Source organism: Pseudomonas wadenswilerensis (assembly GCF_024749185.1).
Classification (GTDB): Bacteria; Pseudomonadota; Gammaproteobacteria; order Pseudomonadales; family Pseudomonadaceae; genus Aquipseudomonas; species Aquipseudomonas wadenswilerensis.
The window spans coordinates 886,873-909,520 of the sequence record NZ_CP087191.1 but is presented as its reverse complement, the minus strand read 5'-3'; the positions used below and the strand labels follow the sequence as shown (position 1 = coordinate 909,520).

The 22,648-nt window shown below is 62.5% G+C and carries 20 protein-coding genes and 3 pseudogenes; 9 read left to right on the top strand and 14 right to left on the bottom strand.

Going from position 1 to position 22,648, the window contains the following annotated elements; genetic code table 11:
• Both LOY45_RS04085 and LOY45_RS04080 read left to right on the top strand, forming a co-directional pair.
• Positions 1-297, top strand: a complete 297-nt coding sequence (locus LOY45_RS04085) for a DUF1244 domain-containing protein (RefSeq protein ID WP_045196092.1) — start codon at positions 1-3, stop codon at positions 295-297.
• On the top strand, positions 290-631 hold the full coding sequence (locus LOY45_RS04080) for a HopJ type III effector protein (RefSeq protein ID WP_115088696.1): 342 nt from the start codon (positions 290-292) through the stop codon (positions 629-631). Before LOY45_RS04085 ends, LOY45_RS04080 begins: the two co-directional genes overlap by 8 nt.
• Here LOY45_RS04080 and LOY45_RS04075 read toward each other — a convergent pair.
• The 8 genes and pseudogenes from LOY45_RS04075 to LOY45_RS04045 form a co-directional block, all read right to left on the bottom strand.
• Positions 615-1,559: an alpha/beta hydrolase family protein gene (locus LOY45_RS04075; protein ID WP_258578783.1), complete on the bottom strand. Its 945-nt coding sequence runs from the start codon at positions 1,557-1,559 to the stop codon at positions 615-617. The two genes, LOY45_RS04080 and LOY45_RS04075, sit on opposite strands and share 17 nt — an antisense overlap.
• A 9-nt stretch (positions 1,560-1,568) precedes the next feature.
• Complete coding sequence (locus tag LOY45_RS04070; protein ID WP_258578782.1) at positions 1,569-2,255, bottom strand: GNAT family N-acetyltransferase; 687 nt, start codon at positions 2,253-2,255, stop codon at positions 1,569-1,571.
• Positions 2,256-2,436: 181 nt separating this feature from the next.
• Positions 2,437-3,636: an enoyl-ACP reductase FabV gene (gene fabV, locus LOY45_RS04065; protein ID WP_115088699.1), complete on the bottom strand. Its 1,200-nt coding sequence runs from the start codon at positions 3,634-3,636 to the stop codon at positions 2,437-2,439.
• Positions 3,637-3,807: 171 nt separating this feature from the next.
• Positions 3,808-4,380, bottom strand: a pseudogene (locus LOY45_RS26950) (methyl-accepting chemotaxis protein); the annotation flags it as partial.
• 282 nt (positions 4,381-4,662) lie between these two features.
• Positions 4,663-4,869 (bottom strand): annotated as a pseudogene (locus LOY45_RS26945) (HAMP domain-containing protein); the annotation flags it as partial.
• A gap of 1,186 nt (positions 4,870-6,055) precedes the next feature.
• Positions 6,056-6,889: a regulatory signaling modulator protein AmpE gene (gene ampE / locus LOY45_RS04055; RefSeq protein ID WP_115088701.1), complete on the bottom strand. Its 834-nt coding sequence runs from the start codon at positions 6,887-6,889 to the stop codon at positions 6,056-6,058.
• Entirely contained in the window at positions 6,886-7,452 is a 567-nt protein-coding gene (ampD, locus tag LOY45_RS04050) for a 1,6-anhydro-N-acetylmuramyl-L-alanine amidase AmpD (protein WP_115088702.1), read from the bottom strand. The genes ampE and ampD overlap by 4 nt, the downstream gene beginning before the upstream one ends.
• Positions 7,453-7,531: 79 nt before the next feature.
• Positions 7,532-9,730, bottom strand: a complete 2,199-nt coding sequence (locus tag LOY45_RS04045) for a DUF1631 domain-containing protein (RefSeq protein WP_233674485.1) — start codon at positions 9,728-9,730, stop codon at positions 7,532-7,534.
• A gap of 254 nt (positions 9,731-9,984) precedes the next feature.
• Between LOY45_RS04045 and nadC the strand changes: the two genes are divergently transcribed.
• Positions 9,985-10,833, top strand: coding sequence for a carboxylating nicotinate-nucleotide diphosphorylase (gene nadC / locus LOY45_RS04040; protein ID WP_258578780.1), 849 nt, complete (start codon positions 9,985-9,987; stop codon positions 10,831-10,833).
• A 114-nt stretch (positions 10,834-10,947) separates the two neighbouring features.
• On the opposite strand, the gene trxB is transcribed toward nadC, so the two are convergent.
• Positions 10,948-11,910: a thioredoxin-disulfide reductase gene (gene trxB, locus LOY45_RS04035; RefSeq protein ID WP_134064282.1), complete on the bottom strand. Its 963-nt coding sequence runs from the start codon at positions 11,908-11,910 to the stop codon at positions 10,948-10,950.
• A 135-nt stretch (positions 11,911-12,045) separates the two neighbouring features.
• Positions 12,046-12,645 (bottom strand): peroxiredoxin, encoded by a 600-nt coding sequence (locus LOY45_RS04030; RefSeq protein WP_010223549.1) that lies wholly within the window; start codon positions 12,643-12,645, stop codon positions 12,046-12,048.
• 271 nt (positions 12,646-12,916) lie between these two features.
• On the opposite strand from LOY45_RS04030, the gene cysZ reads away from it, so the two are divergent.
• On the top strand, positions 12,917-13,645 hold the full coding sequence (gene cysZ / locus LOY45_RS04025) for a sulfate transporter CysZ (protein ID WP_115088706.1): 729 nt from the start codon (positions 12,917-12,919) through the stop codon (positions 13,643-13,645).
• Positions 13,646-13,684: 39 nt separating this feature from the next.
• Here cysZ and LOY45_RS04020 read toward each other — a convergent pair whose 3' ends face one another.
• Positions 13,685-15,001: a methyl-accepting chemotaxis protein gene (locus LOY45_RS04020; RefSeq protein WP_115088707.1), complete on the bottom strand. Its 1,317-nt coding sequence runs from the start codon at positions 14,999-15,001 to the stop codon at positions 13,685-13,687.
• Positions 15,002-15,178: 177 nt separating this feature from the next.
• On the opposite strand from LOY45_RS04020, the gene LOY45_RS04015 reads away from it, so the two are divergent.
• Positions 15,179-16,396 carry a glycosyltransferase family 4 protein gene (locus tag LOY45_RS04015; RefSeq protein WP_258578779.1) on the top strand — a complete coding sequence of 406 codons (1,218 nt, stop codon included), beginning with the start codon at positions 15,179-15,181 and terminating at the stop codon, positions 16,394-16,396.
• Here the strand turns inward: LOY45_RS04015 and LOY45_RS04010 are convergent.
• From LOY45_RS04010 to LOY45_RS04000, 3 genes are all read right to left on the bottom strand, one after another.
• Positions 16,365-17,468, bottom strand: coding sequence for an NADH:flavin oxidoreductase (locus tag LOY45_RS04010; protein ID WP_258578778.1), 1,104 nt, complete (start codon positions 17,466-17,468; stop codon positions 16,365-16,367). The two genes, LOY45_RS04015 and LOY45_RS04010, sit on opposite strands and share 32 nt — an antisense overlap.
• 148 nt (positions 17,469-17,616) lie before the next feature.
• A complete protein-coding gene (locus tag LOY45_RS04005; RefSeq protein WP_258578777.1) occupies positions 17,617-18,099 on the bottom strand; it encodes a glutathione peroxidase in 483 nt (160 codons plus the stop codon).
• A 153-nt stretch (positions 18,100-18,252) separates the two neighbouring features.
• The gene (locus LOY45_RS04000) at positions 18,253-18,738 is read right to left on the bottom strand and encodes an FKBP-type peptidyl-prolyl cis-trans isomerase (RefSeq protein WP_115088711.1); all 486 of its coding nucleotides are present in this window, start codon (positions 18,736-18,738) and stop codon (positions 18,253-18,255) included.
• Here LOY45_RS04000 and LOY45_RS03995 point away from each other — a divergent pair.
• The 4 genes and pseudogenes from LOY45_RS03995 to LOY45_RS03980 form a co-directional block, all read left to right on the top strand.
• Positions 18,707-18,823: pseudogene (locus LOY45_RS03995) on the top strand (DUF3565 domain-containing protein); the annotation flags it as partial. The gene LOY45_RS04000 and the pseudogene LOY45_RS03995 sit on opposite strands and share 32 nt — an antisense overlap.
• Before the next feature lie 93 nt (positions 18,824-18,916).
• A complete protein-coding gene (gene pta / locus LOY45_RS03990; RefSeq protein ID WP_233674487.1) occupies positions 18,917-21,013 on the top strand; it encodes a phosphate acetyltransferase in 2,097 nt (698 codons plus the stop codon).
• A gap of 2 nt (positions 21,014-21,015) precedes the next feature.
• Positions 21,016-21,918 (top strand): acyltransferase, encoded by a 903-nt coding sequence (locus LOY45_RS03985; protein ID WP_115088713.1) that lies wholly within the window; start codon positions 21,016-21,018, stop codon positions 21,916-21,918.
• A 69-nt stretch (positions 21,919-21,987) separates the two neighbouring features.
• Positions 21,988-22,572, top strand: coding sequence for a hypothetical protein (locus LOY45_RS03980; protein WP_258578776.1), 585 nt, complete (start codon positions 21,988-21,990; stop codon positions 22,570-22,572).
• The last annotated feature ends 76 nt before the right edge of the window (positions 22,573-22,648 follow it).

Sequence of the window (22,648 nt, the reverse complement as noted above, 5' to 3'; positions counted from 1 at the left end):
ATGAACGATCAACAGAAACTCGAACTTGAAGCCGCCGCCTTCCGCCGCCTGGTTGCCCACCTGGACAGCCGCAAGGACGTGCAGAACATCGATCTGATGAACCTTGCCGGCTTCTGCCGCAACTGCCTGTCCAAATGGTACAAGGCCGCCGCCGATGAAAAGCAGATCGAGCTGAGCATGGATGAGGCCCGCGAAGTGGTCTACGGCATGCCCTACGCCGAATGGAAATCCCTTTACCAGCAAGAAGCCAGCGCCGAACAACAAGCGGCGTTCGCCAAAGGAAAGCCCAATGACTGATCTCAATACCCTGCGCGCCAGCCTGAAGTCCGGCGAGCACATCTTCGCCGATACCCTGGCCTTCATCGCCGAGCACTACGCCTACCAGCCACAAGCCTTCAACAACGGCGGCGTAGACAACGCTGCCGGGCAGAACGAAGGTTCGTGCAAGACCCTGGGCCTGGCCTTGCTCGAAGGCCTGAGCAATGAAGAAGCTTTGCTGGCGTTCGGCGAACACTACCGCTCGGTGCTGGCCACCCCGCAAGGCAGCGACCACGGCAACATCCGCGCGCTGATCGAGCATGGCCTGGCCGGAGTCAAATTCGCCGAGCAGCCGCTCAAGCGCCTGGGCTGATCAAACGCCCCGGTGTACCTTCGGCCAGTTGCCCCTGCTGCAGCCAGTGCAGGGCAATTGGCCAGAGCCTGGGCTGGAAGCGACTGTGGAAAAAGGCGAAATGGCCGATCCGGCTCTCGTCGATATCGCCAGGGGCGATGCGCAGATGGCTGCGCTCACTGGCCTCGAAGTACCCCAGTAATCGCTCGATGGCGGCAACCGTGCCGAACGGATCGTCGCTCAGGCTGATGGCCAGGGTCCTGGCCCTGACCCGAGCGAAGGGTAAATCAACCAGCGCCCGTGCACTCGGACGTTGCTCATAGGCTGCAGACGGCGTGCTCCAGTCCTGCACCACCCCGGCCGGGGTATCCTCCAGCCAGCCCAGGCGCTTGCCGGGAAAATAACCGAACACCCGCGTCAGCAACGGCATCAGTACGTGCCATTTGCCGAACAGTTGCCAGCGGCTGTCGGCGGCATAATCGCGCCAGTAGGCAAACTGCGCGCCCACCGTCACCAGCCTGCGCAGCTGATCAGCCGAAGGCGCCAGCCCCGCCGCACAACCTCCAAAACTGTGACCGACCACGTCGATCGGCTGGCCGGGAAACAGGCGTTGGGCACGTTGCAGCATGGCTTCGAAATCCAGCGCGCCCCAGTCGGTCCAGGAGGCCTTGAATTGGCGCATCGACGCCGGGCGCGACTCACCGATGCCGCGATAGTCATAGGTGATGACCTCGAAGCCATGGGCGAACAGATACTGGGCAAAGCGGGCGTAGTAGCTGCAGCGCACCGAAGTGGCGGCGTTGATGATCACCAGCGGGCGCGTAGCGTCCGGCACCTGGTGGCGCCAACAGAAACCGCCGAGGGAGTACCCGTCGGCGGTTGTTTCGCGAAAGGCCTGGCCGCTGTTGCTGGCAACGGGCAAAACCGGGAATGCTTCGAGACTGCTCATCGACCTCTGTTATGCCGAAGCCGCTACCTGCGGTGCAGGGACCTTGCGCAAGCCGCTCAGTCGCGACCCATCGTAGCGGGTTTCGCGAAACAGGCGCCAGCGTCCGAACAATCCGTACACGTGCATAACTCGACCCTGCTCGTGATAGCCCATGCGCAGGTGCAGTTTGAGCGCCGGAATATTATGGGTTTCGCAGACATCCACTACCTTGTCGCAGCCTTTGGCGCGCATGGCCTCCCACAAGCTGATCTGGGCATCCACCGACAGGCGGGTACCGAAGTAGGCGCGGATCATCTCGCCGCCGAATTCAAAGAACTCACCGGGCTTCACCGGAAAGGTGCAGCCGTAATAATGACGGTCGTGATAGTCGCGCATGCTGCCGAAGATGAACGCCACGGCATCGCCCTGCTCATCCAGGTACATGTGCCCGGTGTGGCCTTCGGCGGCCAGCTCGCGCATGGTCTTTACGCGGTCGCCGAAGTGGCGGGCGAAGGCGTCGGCGTTCTCCGGGGTGATTTCCACCAGGCGTACCGCAGGATGGTCGCGCAGGTTGTGAGGCGCAACCGGGCTGATCAGGTCGCGTTCCATCCACAGTAACTCCCAATGGAAGAAGATGTAACGCTCACACAGGGTTTTCAGGGTTTTCTGCAAACCCTTCTGCCTGATCCGCTCTTTTAGTTTTTGCAGTCCACTCATAGCACCTCCTGACCAAACCTTGGCGGTTGAAAAAGGGCATGTAAAGAGTGGTATAGATCAGCGCGGCGGCGGGAATATCAAAAGGCCAGTGGCAGACTTGTTTCAAATTGTGTTTCGAGGATGAAACTGTTGCCGCACCCGGGGAAAACAGGTGCGGCAACAAACGCTTAGCGAGGGCTGATTACAGCTCGATGCAGTCAAACCGTACGTCGGTCGCCACATCGGCGTCATAGTCAACATCCTGACGCTCGAAACCGAACAGGTTGAGGAACTGCTTCTTGTAACCGGCGTAGTCGGTAATTTCGAACAGGTTCTCGGTGGTCACCTGCGGCCACAGGGCCTTGCAGGCATCCTGTACGTCGTCACGCAGTTCCCAGTCGTCCAGGCGCAGGCGGCCTTCTTCGTCCAGCGCCGCTGGCGCGCCATCGGCACGGTACAGGCGGTCACGGAACAGACGATCGAGCTGGTCCTGGGTACCTTCGTGAACGTTCTTTTCCTTCATGATCTTGAAGACCATCGACAGGTACAGCGGCATCACCGGGATGGCCGAGCTGGCCTGAGTAACGACGGACTTCAGTACCGCGACATTGGCGCCACCACCGACCTTCTTCTCCAGGCGCTTGGCGGTTTGATCCAGGTCCATCTTGGCCTTGCCCAGGGCGCCGTGCCAGTAGATCGGCCAGGTGATTTCGGTACCAATGTAGCTGAAGGCCACGGTGCGCGCTTGTGGCGCCAGAACGCCGGCGGCGTCCAGGGCGTCGATCCACAGTTGCCAGTCCTGGCCACCCATGACGGTGACGGTGTCGGCAATTTCCTGCTCGCTGGCAGGCTCGATGGACGCCTCGATGATGGTGTCCTTGTTGGTGTCGATGGCGGTCGACTTGTACGGCTGGCCGATTGGCTTGAGCGCCGAGCGCACCAGTTCGCCGGTCTGTGGCAACTTGCGCACTGGCGAAGCCAACGAGTAGACCACCAGGTCGACCTGGCCGCCCATTTCGCTCTTGATCAGCTCGATGACCTTGGCCCGCGCTTCATCGGAGAATGCGTCACCGTTGATCGACTTGCTGTACAGGCCTTCGGCCTTGGCGAACTTGTCGAAAGCGGCAGAGTTGTACCAGCCCGCGGTGCCGGCCTTGGTTTCAGTGCCCGGCTTTTCGAAGAACACGCCCAGGGTATCGGCCTTGAAACCGAAGGCGGCAGTGATGCGCGCTGCCAGGCCGTAACCGCTGGAAGCACCGATCACCAGCACCTTTTTCGGACCATCCTCGCGCACGCCCTGCTTGCGGGTGGCTTCGATCTGATCACGTACGTTCAGCTCGCAACCGGTCGGGTGCGTAGTGGTGCAGATAAAACCGCGGACTTTGGGATGGATGATGGCCAATGTCTGTACCTCGTCAGTGAATTTGCTGAGGGAGCCGAATCGCGTGGACTCGAGGTTCCGTTTGCTGTGAGGGTGAGACTACACCCGCAGCGTTGCCGACACATCCGGCCCCCTGGAATCCTTCAGGGCGCTACTTTGTCACAGCGCGGAAAACTTCAGCAACCGCTGATCTCAGACCCGGAACGCACCGATCAGGCGCTTGAGCTCCAGCACCTGGGTCGACAGCTTGCGGCTGGCGTCTTCGGTCTGGTGCGCGCCCTGGGTGGTGTTTTCCGCCGCCCGGTTGATCTCGACAATGTTCTGGTCGATATCGTGGGCCACCGCCGTCTGCTGCTCCACCGCCGCGGCGATCTGCTGGTTCTGGTCGACGATACTGCCAATGGCGCCAAGGATGTTCTCCAGCGCCTGCTGCACCTGCTGCGATTCGCCAACCGTGCCCGAGGCCATCTGATGGCTGCTGTCCATGGCCTTGACGGCGGCCCCTACACCGCCCTGCAGGCGCGAGATCATCTGCTCGATCTCTTCGGTGGACTGCTGGGTACGCTTGGCCAGGGTGCGCACTTCATCGGCGACCACGGCAAAACCGCGGCCCTGCTCGCCCGCCCGGGCCGCCTCGATGGCGGCGTTGAGGGCCAGCAGGTTGGTCTGTTCGGCGATGCTCTTGATCACCTCCAGCACCCGGCTGATGGCCTGGCTGTCACTGGCCAGCTGGTTGATCACCGCCACCGACTGGTCGATCTCACCGGCCAGGCGGGCGATGTTGCCCTGCTGGGTCTCGACCAGGCCGCGCCCGCTGACGGTTTCCTGGTTGACGCTATGGGCGCTGCTGACCGCCGCCGCAGCGCTGCGCGCCACTTCCTGGGCGGTGGCCGACATCTGGTTCATGGCCGTGGCCACCTGCTCGACCTGCCCGCGCTGGCCGCTGACCGCCTGGTTGCTGCGCGCCGATACCGCATGCACCTGCTCGGCCTGACGCTCGACCTCGGCGACGGTGTGACCGACCTGTTCAATCAGGTCATGGATGCGCCGCACGGTGCCGTTGAACACCTGACCCAACTCGCCCAGTTCATCGTGGCTGCTGGCCTGGAAATTGACCGTCATGTCGCCGGCCGCGACCTTGTCCATTACCGCGCCAAGGCTCTTCAGCGTGTTGCGGGTCGAGGCATAGAAGCCGCTATACAGGTAGACGATCAGCAGGAATACGGCGGCCAGCGCCGACACCAGCAAAATCATGTGCAAACGGTGCTCGGCCAGGCGCTGCTCGAGCTGCTGGCCGAGAAACTCGCCAATGGCGGTATTGAGCGTGTAGGTCTGTTCCATCAAGCCGCTAATCTGCTTGTAGAACCCCGGCCACGGCGCATCGAGGGTGTCGGCCACCACCACCTGTTCTTCGATCAGTTCGCTGGCCTGCTTGAGCGACGCCTGACTGCTGCTGGCCAGGCTGCCGAGCCTGGCTTGCGCGCCAGGCTCGGTGGCCAGCGCCTCATCCAGGCGGATGGCATAGTCAGCGCCGAGCTTTTCCAGCTTCAATAACAGGTCATCGAAGCGGGCGCTGGAAGCCGAATTGACAAAACCCTGGCCTAGCGAATACGAGCCGATGGCCCGCCCTTCGCCGAGGGTCTGGGTCACTTGCGGTGTCACCGTGGTCATCAGCTCGCTGAGCTGGCGGATCGCCGAGTCGCTGTCCTGGCTAAGCCCGGCCTGGCTGGCAATCACCTTGCTCAGTACCTGGGCCTGGCCCAGCAGCTTGTCGAACAGCGCCACCTTGCTCAACAGCGAAGTCTCGCTCTGAGCGGCCTTGAGGGTATCGAGCATCTCGCTGCGCTTGTCGTCGAAGGCCTTGGCCTGGGCCTCGTCACCGGTCATTGCAATCAAGCCGGACAAGCGGCTCTGCACCTGTTGCTCGACGCTGGCGATCTGCGCCTCGACGTCCTCGGCCTTGCCCGACTGGCCGAGCACGGCGTTGATCTGCACCAGGTTGCCGAGGGTTTCCACATCGCCGCGCAAGGCCAGGCTGCTGCCGAGCAGTTCCAGGCTCTGCAGCTCGGTGCGGGTGGCATGGAACTGCGCATAGGAATCGCGGACCAGGTAGTAGTTGGTCACCAGCATGGGCAGGAAAAACAAAATACTGATCAGGCTGAACTTCATCCCGAAGCTCAGGCGGTTCATCAGCGCGATGGCCGGATACAACAGGCTCTTCAAGGGTGGTGCCCTCCGATTCTTATTGTTTTTACGGTTCCTGCCTTTGCACCATCCTCTGTAGGAGCGGGCTTGCCCCGCGATTGCGGCTTGCACCCCCACAGTGGCACAAGGCCACCGAACGTATTCAGCAACACCTGTATAGCGCATATCGGATCGGGGGTTTGTAACTTAAGGTTAACCGCCAGCGGAGCGACCAACGGCCGCTCCGCGATGGGCTTCAGCCGAGCACTGTCCACAGGGCGAAACAGGCGTACCAGAGCACTGCCGAGCGCAGCAGCAACTCCCACAGGTTGTCCAGCCCGAGCAGGCCATCGGGGCCCGCCGAAGTGCTGGCGGGCAGGTCACCCGCGACGCGGCCGACCGAGCCGATCAGGCCGGCGGCGCTGATGTGCCAGTTCAGCAGCTCGTGCAGCATCACCCGGCTGACCGCAACGAAGTTGCCGACCAGGGCGAAACTTACGCCCAGCACGCGCACGGGTGCCCAGTCAAAGGCGTGGCGCAGTTGCAAGGCATGGTCGCGCAGCGTAGGTGTCCGTGCATGCCCGGCGGTCAGGGCCAGCAGCCGATAAGCCAGGGCTGCGGCCGGACCGAGCAGGAAATACCAGAAAATCACCGCAAAAAAGCTCTGGTAGGCCTGCCACAGCAGGTTGCCCTGCACCCGTTCCAGCAAGGCCTGGGCATTGTCGGCGGTCAAACCCAGGTCGCGTTCGGCGACATGCACCGCTGCTTGCTCGTCGCCGCGCCGCCAGGCGTCGCGAAACGGTCCTTGCGCTGCCTTGATGTCGCCACGGCCGAGGCTGTAGATCAGCACCAGCAGGTGCACCGGCAAGGCCAGCAAGCCATAGGCCACCGGCTCCAGCACGTGCAGGAGCAAGGCCAGCAGCGCCACCGGCAGCAGCACCAGGATGATCAGTACCCACCAGGGATGGCGCCTGCCGTCACGCTCAAGGCGAGCAAGCTCGGTAACGAAAAAACCATCGCGTTGCAGACGCTGGCGCAAGGCCGAGAACTTCTCGAACCACAGCACCAGCAACAGCACCAGAAAACTCATGTTTCACTCTCCTTGTCCTTGAGGCCGGCGCGGTAGCGCGGCCAGTCAAAAGCGCTACCCGGGTCGGTCTTGCGTCCCGGAGCAATATCGCTGTGGCCCTGAATCCGTTCAGTGCCAATGGCCGGCCAGGCATCCTGAATCTGCCGGGTCAATGCTTGCAGCGCCTGATACTGGGCATCGGTGAAAGGCAGCTCGTCGGTGCCTTCAAGCTCGATACCGATGGAAAAATCGTTGCACGCCTCGCGCCCCTCGAAACAGGACACCCCGGCATGCCAGGCGCGGTCCAGACAGGAGACAAACTGAGTGACCTCGCCGTCACGCTCAATAAGAAAATGCGCCGACACACGCAGGTGCTTGATACCTTCGAAATACGGGTGTTCGCAGGCATCCAGGCGGTTCTGAAAGAACTCCTGGACCTTGCCGGTCCCAAATTGCGCCGGCGGCAGGCTGATATTGTGGATAACCAGCAGGGAGATGACTTCACCCTCGGCGCGGGCATTGCAGTTGGGTGAAGGACAGTGGCGGACGCCGGCGAACCAGCCAGTAGCGCGGTCCAGTTGCATAGAAAATCCTGAGACACGGGGGCACGGGCTCAGTATGCCCCGTGGTGGCGCTGGATGCATCGTTAAAACGCGTAGGAATCTAGCGTGCTTGCGCCTGGCGCAACTGGCTGAGTACCGAGTCCAGCGCCCGGTCGAACAGCAAGGTGTCGTCCAGCTGGCGCACATGCCCGCGGCGCAAGGCTACGGCAAGGGCCATGCGCGACCATTCACGGACCTTGAGGCCGGTGCGGTTGACGAAGATGAAGCGGTCTGTGCTGTCGATCCGGGCGATCAGCTTGCAGCGCTGCACGTCGTCTTCATCGACCAACTCGACCCAGGCGCCGATACGCAGACGCTCGACCTGCAGCAACGCCGGATCATCGTCGGCCAGGCGCACCTGGGCCGCTTGCGGCTCGCAGGCTTGCGGGGTGGGCAAGACTATTTCATCGAGCACCAGTACCTGCTCGCTGGCGTCATTGTGGATAACACGCCCACCCACTACCGGTGTATCGAACATCTGCACATGCAGGGTTTCGAGCTGGGCAAAAAATTCGCTGGTGGCAAACGGATCGAACGCGGCACTGGCCAGGCCATCGCGCAATGCCTTGAGCAGTCCCGGCACCAGCTCCAGCAGGCGCAGGCGCGCCTGGTCTTCAGTGTGCGGTTGCACGCTCCAGATCAGCTCATCCATGGTCTCCAGCGCTTCGAGCCACTGGCTGGAGGTGTCGCCATGCTTGAGGCAGGCCAGCAACACCACCTGGCTCCAGGCTTCTTCGAGCAGGCGCACCACCACCCGCGGCAACGAGCGGCCAAGCAGACGCCGGTTGAGTTCCTGCTGCACCCGCTGACGAGCCAGCGCGGTGCGTGCGCGGCCCTCCTCGGCGTCGCGCGTGCGTTGTTCCAGCAGCTCGTTGCGGCGTCGCTCATCACTACTGAAAGCGAGGAATTCAGCGAGCAGTTCGGAGAAAATCGCCGGGTCGTCTACAAAGTCGCTGAGCAGCCGCTGGACGATTTTTTCGACCCGCAGGTACAGGCTGTCGCGCTGGCAATCATCACTGGCGCCCCAACCCATCGCTGCCGTGGCGATCTCGTTGAGCAGGCGCCGGGCCGGGTGACTGCTGCGGCTGAAGAAGCTCTTGTCGAGTACCGCCACTTTGAGCATCGGGATCTGCATGCGGCCGATCAGGGCGCGCAGCGAACGCGGCAAGTTGCGGTCGGCGAGAATGAACTCGAAAAGCATGGCGATGAGGTTGATGACATCCTCGTCGACCACTTCGATCTTGCGGTAGGTGCCGCTTTTTACGCTGACCCGGGTCAGCAGTTGTTCAAGCTGCTGGTGCAGGTCGAAGTCATCGGTCTCGGGTGTTGGCGGCACGTAATGCTGCAGGTGCGAGAGCAGGCGCAACAGGTCACGGGTACTGATCGCCTGCACCTGCTCGCACGCCTCCAGGCGCGGGGCAACACGCCCGCGCACCGGCGAAAGCAGGGCCTGCAACGAGGCAAACACCGCCTGGCCGTTGGCATCCAGCGAATCATTGGGCGATTCGTTGCCGGCTGCGCTGGCCGAAGCCTCGCGTTCAGCCTGCGGGCGGTCCTGGGCGCGGCGCCGCGGCACGGCCTTGAGCTCGGGGAGCACGCCAGTGGCAATCAGCAGTTGATTGGCTTCGCCGTACAACTGGTCGGCGTCGTGCAGCACATAGCGCTCGAACAGCTTGAGAATGATCAGCTTGACCTTGATCCCCACGCCCAGGCTGCGCCCGGCACGCAAAAAGTAATCGCAGAGCATCGCCGGGCCCAGCGGGTTGCGCGGATCGTCCAGGGCCTGGCCCACCAGGGCGCTGAATCGCAGGGTCAACTGGTTGAGGGCGATGCCGTCGCGGGCCAGCACCCGCGCGACCATGGCATCCAGCGCCACGGTGCGTTCCAGCTCGTCATTGGCCACCAGTGCCAGGCGGTCGTAGCCATGGCTGTGCAGGGCCGGCAGTGAATCGGGCTGACCGATCTGCACGAAGGCTTCATAAAAGTGGTCAAGATAGCCGCGCTCGATGTTCTTGCGCTTTAGGCGCAGGTCGCGCATGGCTTCGAAAAGGATGTTCTGTTCGACGTTGTTGGCGGCCTTGTCGGCCATCTCGAACAGGGTGTCGTCGGCGTTGTCGAACAACGCCTGCAGGCCCTGGCGCAGTTGCAGCGCGGCCTTGTCACGTACCTGCAGAAGCACCACCGGCAGACGAGCGAGGGGCGCATTGTGCGCCTGATCGGTGATGGCCTTGATCGGCACCACCTTCCCGTCGTTGTGCATCCTGGTCTCCTTGCAGGTTCGATTTTGAGCTTTTTGGGTGGTCGTCAAAGCTATGACGCCAAATACAAGGCGCATTATCGAGTAAAAACCCTTCACTCGCCAGTGCGCGCATACCGCTGCTGATAGACCGGTGCCAGCGTGAAACGCTCATTCGGCCTGACCAAAGGTCAAGCTTCGGCCGCCACTGCAGTGTTTGCTGCAAGCGCGGGCTGCCCTGCCCTATAATCGCCGGCACTTAGCTTGTGGAGCCCGCCATGCCGAATTTACGCCTCGCCGACCTGACCGCCGAAATCGAAGCCAACGTGCGCCGTGCGTTGCTCGAAGACATCGGCAGTGGCGACATCACCGCCCAGCTGATCCCGGCCGAGCGCCTGGCCAAGGCCACCATCATTACCCGCGATGACTGCGTGATTGCCGGTACGGCCTGGGTTGATGCGGTATTCCGCCAGCTCGACCCACGGGTAGCGGTGCACTGGCAGGTCAAGGATGGTGACCGCACCACCGCCAACCAGGTGCTGTTCCACCTTGAAGGCCCGGCCCGTTCCCTGCTCAGCGGCGAGCGCTCGGCGCTGAATTTCCTGCAGATGCTGTCGGGCGTTGCGACTCACGCGCAGTTCCTTGCCGACAAGGTGGCCGACACCCAGGTCAAGCTGCTCGACACCCGCAAGACCCTGCCCGGCCTGCGCCTGGCGCAAAAGTACGCGGTGACCTGCGGCGGTTGCCACAACCATCGCATCGGCCTGTACGACGCCTTCCTGATCAAGGAAAACCACATCGCCGCCAGTGGTGGCATCGCCGAAGCGATCACTGCCGCGCACCGCATTGCCCCGGGCAAGCCGGTGGAGATCGAGGTAGAAAGCCTGGACGAGCTCAAAGAGGCCCTGGATGCGGGCGCCGACATCATCATGCTCGATGAGCTGAGCCTGGACGACATGCGCGAAGCGGTGCGCCTGAACGGCGGCAAGGCCAAGCTTGAAGCCAGTGGCGGCGTGACTGAAAGCACCCTGCGGGTGATTGCTGAAACGGGCGTGGACTACATCTCGATCGGGGCGATGACCAAGGATGTAAAGGCGGTGGATCTGTCGATGCGCCTTAGCCTCTGAGGCGGATTGCAGACACAAAAAAACCGGCCATCAGGCCGGTTTTTTGTTAGCTCACAAGATCAACTGTGGGAGCTGGCCTTGCCAGCGATCGAGCGCAGAGCGCTCGCGCAATCCTCAGAGCGCTGCGTTCTGCAGGCCGTCCAGGTAGCGCTCGACATCCAGCGCCGCCATGCAACCGGCACCGGCCGAGGTAATGGCCTGACGGTAAACATGGTCAGCCACGTCACCGGCAGCGAACACACCTTCAACGTTGGTCGCAGTGGCGTTGCCGTCACGGCCGCCATTCACCACCAGGTAGCCGTCTTTCAAGGTCAGCTGGCCTTCGAACAGCGAGGTGTTCGGCGTGTGGCCGATGGCGATGAATACGCCATCAACCTTGATTTCGTCGAAGCTGCCGTCGTTATTCTTCAGGCGCGCACCGGTGACGCCCATGTTGTCACCCAGCACTTCGTCCAGGGTGGCATTGAGCTTGAGCTCGATCTTGCCTTCGGCCACGCGGGCGTTGAGCTTGTCGACCAGGATCTTCTCGGCGCGGAAGGTCTCGCGGCGGTGAACCAGGGTGACCTTGCTGGCGATGTTGGCCAGGTACAGGGCTTCCTCAACAGCGGTGTTACCACCACCGACCACGGCGACCGGCTTGTTGCGATAGAAGAAACCGTCGCAGGTCGCGCAGGCGGAAACGCCCTTGCCCATGAACGCTTCTTCCGATGGCAGGCCCAGGTAGCGAGCGCTGGCGCCGGTGGCGATGATCAGTGCGTCGCAGGTGTAGGTGGCGCTGTCGCCCTTGAGAGTGAACGGCTTGCTGGCCAGGTCAACGGCGTTGATGTGGTCGAACACCACTTCGGTCTCGAAGCGCTCGGCGTGTTCCTGCATGCGTTGCATCAGCGCCGGGCCAGTCAGGCCGTGGGCGTCGCCCGGCCAGTTGTCGACTTCGGTGGTGGTGGTCAGCTGGCCGCCGGCCTGCATGCCGGTGATCAGCAGCGGCTTGAGGTTGGCACGCGCAGCATACACGGCAGCGCTGTAACCGGCAGGGCCGGAACCGAGGATGATCACTCGCGAATGGCGTACTTCAGACATGTCACACTCCTGTCGAGCTGGCGTTCAATTGCCAGCATCGTATCGCCGGGATCGCCGGCTGGAATAAAAAAGAACCTGCGAAGCACTTGGGGAAGGCTTTTAGCCGCAGGTCCTGAAAAACGTTAACTCGCCGCCTTACAGGCTGGCGGCGTTCTCGGCCAGGTAGTCGGCAACGCCCTTGGCATCGGCCTTCATGCCTTTCTGGCCTGGGCGCCAGCCGGCCGGGCAGACTTCACCGTGCTGTTCGGTGAACTGCAGGGCCTCGACCAGGCGGATCATCTCGTCGACTTCACGGCCCAGCGGCAGGTTGTTGACCACCTGGTGCTGCACAACGCCTTGCTGGTCGATCAGAAACGAGGCACGCAGGGCCACGCCGTCATCGTGCTCGATGCCATAGGCACGGGTAATCTCGTGCTTGACGTCGGCGACCATGGTGAACTCGACCGCGCCGATACCGCCCTTCTCGACCGGGGTGCTGCGCCAGGCGTGGTGGGTGAACTGCGAGTCGATGGAAACACCGACCACTTCCACACCCAGCTCGCGGAACTTGTCCATGCGGTTGTTGTGGGCAATGATTTCCGACGGGCAGACAAAGGTGAAGTCCAGCGGCCAGAAGAACAGCACGACGTATTTGCCGCGCAGGGAAGAAAGCTTGAAGCTGTCGACGATCGAACCGTCGCCCAACACTGCCGCCGCATCGAAATCAGGGGCTTGCTTGTTGACCAGAATGCTCATGGAAACTCCTTGAAAGTCAGAATTCGAAGGCGTTGAAAAGTTGTGCGCACTTTAGCGAGGTGGCAGAGATTAAGGAAATATCCTTAGACAATCCACCTTATAGGCCGGCTCTATTCATCAATAAAATCGCACGCGGTTTATCTATGAAGCCCAGCCCGGGATGCTGCCGAGGTTTTGTTACAGCCCGTTTCTCGCTCTGCGCCGCGCTTTCGCCCGCCGCACAAACTCGGTAAGGTCAGCGCGTTTGCCTTTACCCGGAGCCTCCCCCTTTATGCAAGCCCCTGTCCTCTCTGGCCCACAGTACCTGCGCGAAGGACTGAAACTGGTCCTGAGCCCGAGCCTGCGCCTGTTCGTGCTGCTGCCGCTGGCGGTCAACCTGCTGCTGTTCGTCGGCCTGGTCTACTTTGCCGGCCATCAGTTCAGCCTCTGGGTCGATTCGTTGATGCCCAGCCTGCCGAACTGGCTGAGCTTTCTCAATTATGTGCTGTGGCCGCTGTTCGTGATTCTGGTGGGGTTGATGGTGTTCTTCACCTTCACCATGCTGGCCAACATCATCGCCGCGCCGTTCAATGGTTTCCTCGCGGAGAAGGTCGAAGTGGTGGTGCGCGGCACCGATGATTTTCCCGCCTTCAGCTGGGCCGAACTCACTGCCATGGTGCCACGCACCCTCGGCCGCGAGGCGCGCAAGCTGGGCTACTTCCTGCCACGGGCCATCGCTCTGTTCATCCTTTCGCTGATCCCGGTGGTGAACATCGTCGCCGCGCCGCTGTGGCTGCTGTTCGGTATCTGGATGATGGCCATCCAGTACATCGACTACCCGGCGGATAACCACAAGATGAGCTGGCAGGACATGCTCGCCTGGCTGCGCGAAAAACGCTGGCAGAGCCTGGGCTTTGGCGGTTCGGTGTACCTGGTGTTGCTGGTGCCCTTCCTCAACATCCTGATGATGCCGGCGGCGGTGGCGGGCGCCACGCTGTTCTGGGTGCGCGAACGTACCTGAGGCATCGCCGCGTAGCCGCCCGGCTACGCGGCACCTCCATCAGCTCGACAGCTGGTTGGAGAACTGCCCCACCGCATTGACCACCTTCTGCGCACCGTCCTGAATCTCGACGATCACCGTACCGGTTTGCCCGGCCAGTGACAGGCCTTGCTCGGCCTGGCGCTTGCTGCTGTCGATGATATCCACCGCCGCCTTGGCCAGGTGTTCGTTCTGCTGCACCACTCGGGCGATTTCCTCAGTCGCGGTGCTGGTGCGCGAAGCCAGTTGCCGGACCTCGTCGGCGACCACGGCAAAGCCCCGGCCCTGCTCGCCGGCACGTGCGGCCTCGATGGCGGCGTTGAGGGCCAGCAGGTTGGTCTGCCCGGCAATGTCGCTGATGGTCTTGATGATCGAACCGATCACCTGCGACTGCTTGTCCAGCGCCTCAATACCTTCGGCGGCTTCCTGCATGTAGGTTTCCAGGCCGCGCATGACATCCACGGTCTGGGTCACCACCTCGGTGGCCCTGCGCGCACAGGCGTCGGTTTCCAGCGAGGTGTTGTAGGCGATGTCGGCAGCCTGGGCCACGGCCGTTTCCTGGTTGACCTGGTCGGTGATCACGGTGGCGAACTTGACCACTTTGTAGAGCACGTCATGGGCATCGATGATCGGATTGTAGGACGCCTCCAGCCACACCACGCGGCCATGGGCATCAATGCGCTTGAAGCGTTCGGCGACGAACTCGCCGCGGCGCAGCTTGTCCCAGAACGCGTGATAACCCACCGAGTTGTACTCTTCCGGTTCGCAGAACAGGCGGTGATGTTTGCCCACCACCTGGTCGAGCTTGTAGCCCATGGTCTGCAGGAAGCGCTCGTTGGCCGTCAGCACTTCACCGTTGAGGTTGAACTCGATCACCGCCGTGGAGCGCATCAGCGCCTTGATCAGGCTCTCGTGCTCGCGGGAGGTTTCGATGGTGCGGGTCAGATCGCTGGAGTGAAGGGTGAAGTATTTGATGCGCCCTTCGCTGTTTTTCACCGGCTGCAGGATCGAGCGCAGCCAGGCCTCTTCGCCATTGCCCCGCAGCAGGCGGAAAGCGCCATTGAGATGCTCGCCACGGGCAATGGCGTGCTTCATGCGCTGGTAAAAGTCGAGCTGCTTGACGTGCGCCGGGACGATTTCCTCGATGTTGCGGCCAATCAGTTGATGGCTGCTGTAGCGCATCTCTTTTTCGAAGTTGCTGTTGACCGATTCGATGCGCCCCTGCGGGTCGAGCTGCAGCACCAGCATCTCGCTGTCGAGGCTGCACTTTACTTGCTCCACTGATTGCAGTTCTTCGCGCAGCCGGAGGATTTCTTGCTTGAGTTTGCTGTTGAACATGACGCTCTCCCGGAGCGAAATCAGTCATTCGAATGCTTCTGCATCGGCTGGCGGACCTGCAATCTTGAGTCACTTGCTGGGAAATATTTACGCGCCTGCAATCGCCAGTAATCAGGCGTCATCGATCTGTCATTTGGCGGTCACAGAGCGGCAATCGGCACGGTCGAAACTGGCTTCATGAGCACACTGTCCCTGCATGTCACCCTGATCAGCGAAACCTTCCCACCGGAGATCAACGGCGTGGCCAACACCCTTGGCCGCCTCAGCGATGGCTTGCGATCACGCGGCCATCGGGTCGAGCTGGTACGCCCGCGGCAAGCGGCTGAACAGCCCTCGGCCAGCGACGACAACCTGCTGCTGTGTCGCGGCTGGCCGTTGCCGGGGTACCCGGGTTTGCAATGGGGCCAGGTGTCGATGCACAAACTGCTGCGCCGCTGGCGCCGGCAACGGCCGGATGTGCTTTACATCGCCACCGAAGGCCCGCTGGGTTTGAGTGCCCTGCGCGCGGCGCGGCGCCTGGGCATCGCCGTGGTCAGTGGCTTCCACACCAACTTCCAGCAATACTCCAGCGAGTACGGCCTCGGCCTGCTGGCGCGGCTGCTTACCCACTACCTGCGCTGGTTCCATCACCGAACCCACACCACCCTGGTGCCCAGCCTCAGCCAGCGCCTGGAGCTGGAACGGCGCGGCTTCGACAACCTCAGCCTGATGGCACGGGGAGTGGACAGCCAGTTGTTTACCCCGGCCAGGCGTAGTCAGACCTTGCGCGAGCAATGGGGCCTGGGCGTCGACGATATCGCCCTGCTGCATGTCGGACGCCTGGCCGCCGAAAAGAACCTGGGTTTGTTGCAGCCGTGCCTGGACGCCCTGCAACAACAGTACCCGCAGCGGTGCATCAAGCTGATCGTGGTCGGTGACGGGCCGCAACGCAGCGCACTCGAGCAGCGCCTGCCGGGCGCGATGTTCTGCGGCGCCCAGCGCGGAGAACGCCTGGCCGAACACTACGCTTCAGGGGATATCTTTGTGTTTCCCAGCCTGACCGAAACCTTCGGCAACGTCGTGCTCGAAGCCTTGGCCTCAGGCCTGGGTGTGGTCGCCTACGATCAAGCGGCGGCAGCCCAGCACATCCGCCACGGGCATAGCGGTGCGCTGGCCATGCCAGGGGACGAAGCGGCCTTTATCGATGCCGCCTGCTGGTTCCTGGAAGAGCCGGAAACCCTGCGCCGGGTGCGCCTCAATGCCCGCCAGCATGCCAGCCGTCAGGGCTGGCCGGCGATTGTCGAGCAATTCGAGGCGCATCTGCAGGCAGCCTGCCGCCAGAGTCAGGTCAGCATGGCGCGCCCGACTGCAGCGGCAATTGCGATCAAACCAGGGTCGTCAACGCCTCGCGGCTGAACGGCAGGATGTCCTGCTCGCGACCATCGCGCACCTTGGCCGCCCATTCCGGGTCGACCAGCAAGGCACGACCGACTGCCACCAGGTCGAATTCGTCGTTGTTCAGGCGCTGGAGCAGGTTTTCCAGGCTGGCCGGCTGGGCCACCTTGTCGGTCGCGACCATGAACTGCAGGAACTCGCCATCCAGGCCGACACTGCCGACGGTGATGGTCGGCTTGCCGGTGAGCTGGCGGGTCCAGCCAGCCAGGTTGAGGTCCGAACCTTCGAACTCAGGTTCCCAGAAGCGTCGGGTCGAGCAGTGGAAGATATCCACACCAGCATCCACCAGTGGTTGCAGGAATGCGCCCAGGGCATCGGCGCTCTGCACCAGACGCGCGCTGTAGTCCTGCTGCTTCCACTGCGAGAAACGGAAAATGATCGGGAAGTCCGGGCCTACCGCGGCGCGCACGGCCTGGATCAACTCGATGGCAAAGCGCGAACGGCCGGCCAAGTCGCCGCCGTATTCGTCCGTGCGCTGGTTGCTGGCTTCCCAGAAAAACTGGTCGATCAGGTAACCATGGGCACCGTGGATCTCGACGCCATCCATGCCAATGGCCTGGGCATCACGAGCGGCCTGGGCGAAAGCCTCGATCACTTCACGAATATCCGCCTGGGTCATGCCATGCACCACGACCTGGCCGTCCTTGAGCTTCTCGCTCGGGCCATGGCCCGGCACGCTGGCATCCGGCTCGGTACCCAGGCGGCGCACGCTACCCACGTGCCAGAGCTGCGGCACGATGCGCCCGCCTTCAGCGTGCACGGCTTCAACGACTTTCTTCCAGCCGGTCAGGGCATCTTCGCCGTAAAAACGCGGCACATTCGGGTAGCCATTGGCGGCTTTATGACCGACCGTGGTGCCTTCGGTGATGATCAGCCCAACGCCTGCGGCGGCGCGGCGACGATAGTACTCAACCACTTGTGCGTGAGGGACGCCACCAGGGCAGAAGGTACGGGTCATCGGTGCCATGACCACGCGGCTCGGCAGCTCGAGGGCGCCCAGTTGGAAGGGAGTGAACAGTGCGGTGGCGGACATGCGGCGCTCCTGGGAATAGGGAATGCGCCTGAGGATAGGGTGAGCCGTTCGGGTGGCCCAGTACTATTGATCTGGGTGATTGAACAGCATCGCGGGGCAAGCCCGTTCCTACTTCTGCAGGAGCGGGCTTGCCCCACGATGGGGCCGATCAGGCCAGAGCCTTCTCGATCGCCTGCACCACCGCCGGATCATCCGGCGCGGTGCGTGGCGAGAAGCGCGCCAGTACCCGGCCGTCCTTGCCGACCAGGAACTTCTCGAAGTTCCAGGTGATATCGCCCGGAAACTCGGCGCCTTCGCCGGCCAGCAAGCGGTACAGCTGATGACGGTCATGACCGTTAACTTCGAGCTTGCTACCCAGTGGGAAGCTCACGCCATAGTTCAGGCTGCAGAACGTCTGAATTTCCTTCTCCGTGCCCGGTTCCTGGCCGGCAAACTGGTTGCACGGCAGGCCCAGCACGCTGAAGCCTTTGCTCTTGTACTGCTGATAAAGGTTTTCCAGCGCCGCGTACTGCGGGGTCAAGCCACACTTGGAGGCGACATTGACCACCAGCACCACCCGGCCCTTGAACGGTGCCAGAGGCAATTCCTGGCCGTCCAGCGCTGTCAACTTCAGGTCGTGAAATGCACTCATGACGTACTCCCCTTTCCAGATCCCGGTTGCCGCTGGGGGCTGCAATCAGTAAACCCAGCCCATTAAAAAGGCGCCCTGCCAAGCCGTCTTCCCCTGCTGGAGCGACGGACTTGCCCGGGCGCCTTCGCGACTCTCTGAGCTTAGCGCAGAAAATCAGTGGTGATGGCCACCTTCGCCATGGACATGGCCATGGGCTACTTCTTCTTCGCTGGCTTCACGCACATTGACGACCTTGACCTTGAAGTTCAGGCGCTGGCCAGCCAGTGGGTGGTTGCCGTCAACGGTGACGTCGTCGCCGTCCAGGTCGCGAATGGTGACGATCTGCATCTGGCCATCCGGCGCCGAAGCGTGGAACTGCATGCCCACTTCCAGCTCGTCGACACCTTCGAACATGCTGCGGTTCAGGGTGCTGACCAGCTCGGCCAGGTATTCGCCGTAGGCGTCTTCCGGCTCGACGGCGACTTCCAGTTCGTCACCGGTGGTTTTGCCTTCCAGGGCTTTTTCCAGACCCGGGATGATGTTGCCTGCGCCATGCAGGTAGACCAGCGGAGCGCCGCCGGCGGAGCTGTCGATGACCTCACCAGCGTCGTTGGTCAGGGTATAGTCGATGGAGACAGCCTTTTTGGCGGCGATCAGCATGGGGCGAGACCTTTTGCATAAGAATGTAGAACGAACAAGTGTAACCAAGGCATCGCCTGAAAGCGAACGCAACCCGGACAAACGGGTTGCCGGATATTTGCGGCGGGTGCGCTCAGGGGGCCGATAGCGATACCCTTGGCAATTGACTCTTTTGCACAGCTCATTTCGAGAAGCTCGCATGCAGACATTTTTTATCGCGCCGACCGACTTTGGCGTCGGCCTGACTTCCATCAGCCTGGGCCTGGTGCGCACCCTGGAGCGCGCCGGGTTGAAGGTCGGCTTCTTCAAGCCGATCGCCCAGCCGCACCCGGGTGATACCGGCCCTGAGCGCTCCACCGAACTGGTTGCCCGTACCCATGGCCTGAAGCCGCCACAGCCGCTGAGCCTGGCCCATGTCGAGCGTATGCTCGGCGATGGTCAACTGGATGAACTGCTCGAAGAAATCATCACCCTGTACCAGCAGGCCTGCGTCGGCAAGGACGTGGTGGTGGTCGAAGGCATGGTCCCGACCCGCCACGCCAGCTACGCCGCGCGGGTCAACCTGCACCTGGCCAAGAGCCTGGATGCCGAGGTGATCCTGGTGTCGGCGCCGGAAAACGAAGTGCTCACCGAGCTGTCCGGGCGCGTCGAGCTGCAGGCCCAGCTGTTCGGCGGCCCGCGCGACCCGAAAGTGCTCGGGGTAATCCTCAACAAGGTGCGCACCGACGAAGACATGAACGCCTTCGCCGCGCGCCTGACCGAGCATTCACCGCTGCTGCGCGGCGGCGACTTCCGCCTGCTCGGCTGCATCCCGTTCCAGGCCGGCCTCAACGATCCGCGTACCCGCGACGTGGCCGAACTGCTCGGCGCCCAGGTGCTCAATGCCGGCGACTACGAAACCCGGCGGATGAACAAGATCATCATCTGTGCCCGCACCGTGGCCAATACCGTGCCGCTGCTCAAGCCCGGCACGCTGGTAGTGACCCCGGGCGACCGCGACGACATCATCCTTGCGGTGAGCCTGGCGGCGATCAACGGCGTGCCGCTGGCCGGCCTGCTGCTGACCAGCGACAGCAAACCCGACCCGCGCATCCTCGAACTGTGCCAGGGCGCGCTGCTGGCCGGCCTGCCGATTCTCTCGGTAAGCACCGGCTCCTATGACACCGCCAACCAGCTCAACGGCCTGAACAAGGAAATCCCGGTGGATGACCGCGAGCGCGCGGAGCTGATCACTGATTTCGTCGCCAGCTACCTGGACGCCGACTGGCTGCACCAGCGCTGCGGCACACCGCGCGAACTGCGCCTGTCGCCCGCGGTGTTCCGCTACCAGTTGATCCAGCGCGCCCAGCAGGCCAACAAGCGCATCGTCTTGCCGGAAGGCGCAGAACCGCTGACCGTGCAGGCCGCGGCCATCTGCCAGGCCCGCGGCATTGCCCGCTGCGTGCTGTTGGCCAAGCCTGACGACGTCCAGGCGGTGGCCCGCGCCCAGGGCATCACCCTGCCCGAGGGCCTGGAGATCCTTGACCCGGACCTGATCCGCGAGCGTTATGTCGAGCCGATGGTCAGCCTGCGCAAGAGCAAAAGCCTTAATGCGCCGATGGCCGAGCAGCAACTGGAAGACCCGGTGGTGATCGGCACCATGATGCTGGCCCTGGACGAGGTCGATGGCCTGGTCTCGGGCCTGGTGCACTCCACCGCCAACACCATCCGCCCAGCCCTGCAACTGATCAAGACCGCGCCGGGCTGCAGCCTGGTGTCGTCGGTGTTCTTCATGCTGTTCCCCGAACAGGTGCTGGTGTACGGCGACTGCGTGATGAACCCGCACCCGACAGCCAACGAGCTGGCGGAAATCGCCCTGCAGAGCGCTGACTCCGCCGAAGCCTTCGGCATTGCCCCGCGAGTGGCGATGATCAGCTATTCCAGCGGTGACTCGGCCAGCGGCGAAGAGGTCGAGAAGGTCCGCGAAGCCACCGTGCTGGCCCAGGAATCCCAACACGGCCTGCTGATCGACGGCCCGTTGCAGTACGATGCCGCGGCCAACCTGGACATTGCCCGGCAACTGGCGCCCAACAGCCAGGTGGCCGGCCGCGCCACGGTGTTCGTGTTCCCCGACCTGAACACCGGCAACACCACCCACAAGGCCGTGCAACGCAGTGCCGACTGCGTCAGCCTCGGGCCGATGCTGCAAGGCCTGCGCAAGCCGGTCAACGACCTGCCACGCGGCGCCCAGGTCGACGACATCGTCTACACCATCGCCCTGACCGCCATTCAGGCCAACCGCTCACTGGATAGCTGAACATGCTCGGATTGCTACCCGCGCCACTGCGCGGGGTTATCGCCTCGCTGCTACTGGGGCTCAACACCATCGTCTGCTGCACCCCGTTGTTCATCGTCAGCCTGTTCAAGCTGTGCCTGCCGTTCGCGGCCGCGCAACGGCTCACCGATGAACTGATGCGCCACATCCACGAAGCCTGGATCAGCAACAACAATGCCTGGATCAACCTGCTGGGCAAGGCCCGCTGGCAGGTCGAGGGCCTGGCCGGGCTGGACTACCAGCACAGCTACCTGGTCACCAGCAACCACCAGAGCTGGGTCGATATCCTGGTACTGCAGTACGTGCTCAACCGCCGTATCCGCCCGCTGAAGTTCTTCCTCAAGCAGGTGCTGATCTGGGTGCCGGTAATCGGCCTGGCCTGGTGGGCGCTGGGCTTTCCGTTCATGAAGCGCTATTCCAAGGCGTACCTGGCCAAGCACCCGGAAAAGGCCGGCAAGGACCTGGAAACCACCCGCCGCACCTGCGCCAAGTTTCGCGGCAAGCCGACGGCGATCTTCAACTTCGCCGAAGGCACGCGCTTCACCGAGGCCAAGCATCGCCAGCAGCAGTCACCGTTCCAGCACCTGCTCAAGCCCAAGGCCGGCGGCATTGCCTTTGTACTGGATGCCATGGGCGAGCAACTGCAGTCGATCGTCAACGTCACCATTCATTATCCGAACGGTGCACCGGGCTTCTGGGACTTGCTGTGCGGGCGGGTCAGGCACATTGTCGTGCACTTCGAGGAACTGGCGATTCCGGCGGAGTTCCTGGGCAAGAACTACGACCAGGATGAAACCTATCGCCTGGCCTTCCAGCAATGGATCAACCAGCTGTGGCAGGACAAGGACGCCTTGCTCGAACGGCTGCGACAAAACGCCGACGGGTAATTTGCCGGACAGCATCTATGCTCACTTCCTACGATGTTTTTCATTAGCCATCACAAGGAATGTAAGCCTATGAAACCGTTGCGCCGCTTTGCCCATGCTTTTGCTGTTGTTTCACTTCTGTCTGCAGCCAGTTTCACGGTGCAGGCAGAAGAGAAGCTGATCGACGCTGTCGCCACTGAGGATGTGGTGGATACCAAAGTCCTTGCCGTTGACCTCGACAAGCGCGTCGTGACGGTGGCAGGGCCTGAGAACTCTGAGGTGCCGATCCAGGTGAGCGAACAGGCCAAGGACCTGCATAATCTCAAGGTCGGCGACCTGGTCAACATCACAGTCAACCGCTCGGTTGCCACTGTGCTCGAAACCGACCTCACCAAGGCCCCGGGCATCAGCAAGGAGGCCGGTGTCATTCGCGCCACCAAGGACAACCCTAACCCAGGTGGCGAGGCATTTCGGCAGATCAAGGTCACCTCGAAGATCACCAAGATTGATCTGAAAACCCACGAAGTCACGCTGACGCCACCTGAAGGTCCACAAAAGGTAGTGAAGGTCGAAGACCCTGAACTTCAGGCGCGCATGAAGAATCTCAAGGTCGGCCAGTCTGTGGTCATCGTTTATACCGATGTGCTGAAGATCACCACCAGAAGCCCAAGCTGAGTCGCCTGACCGACCGTATCGCCGGCAAAGCCGGCTCCCACAGTTAATCTGGGCACACTCCGGACCTGTGGGAGCT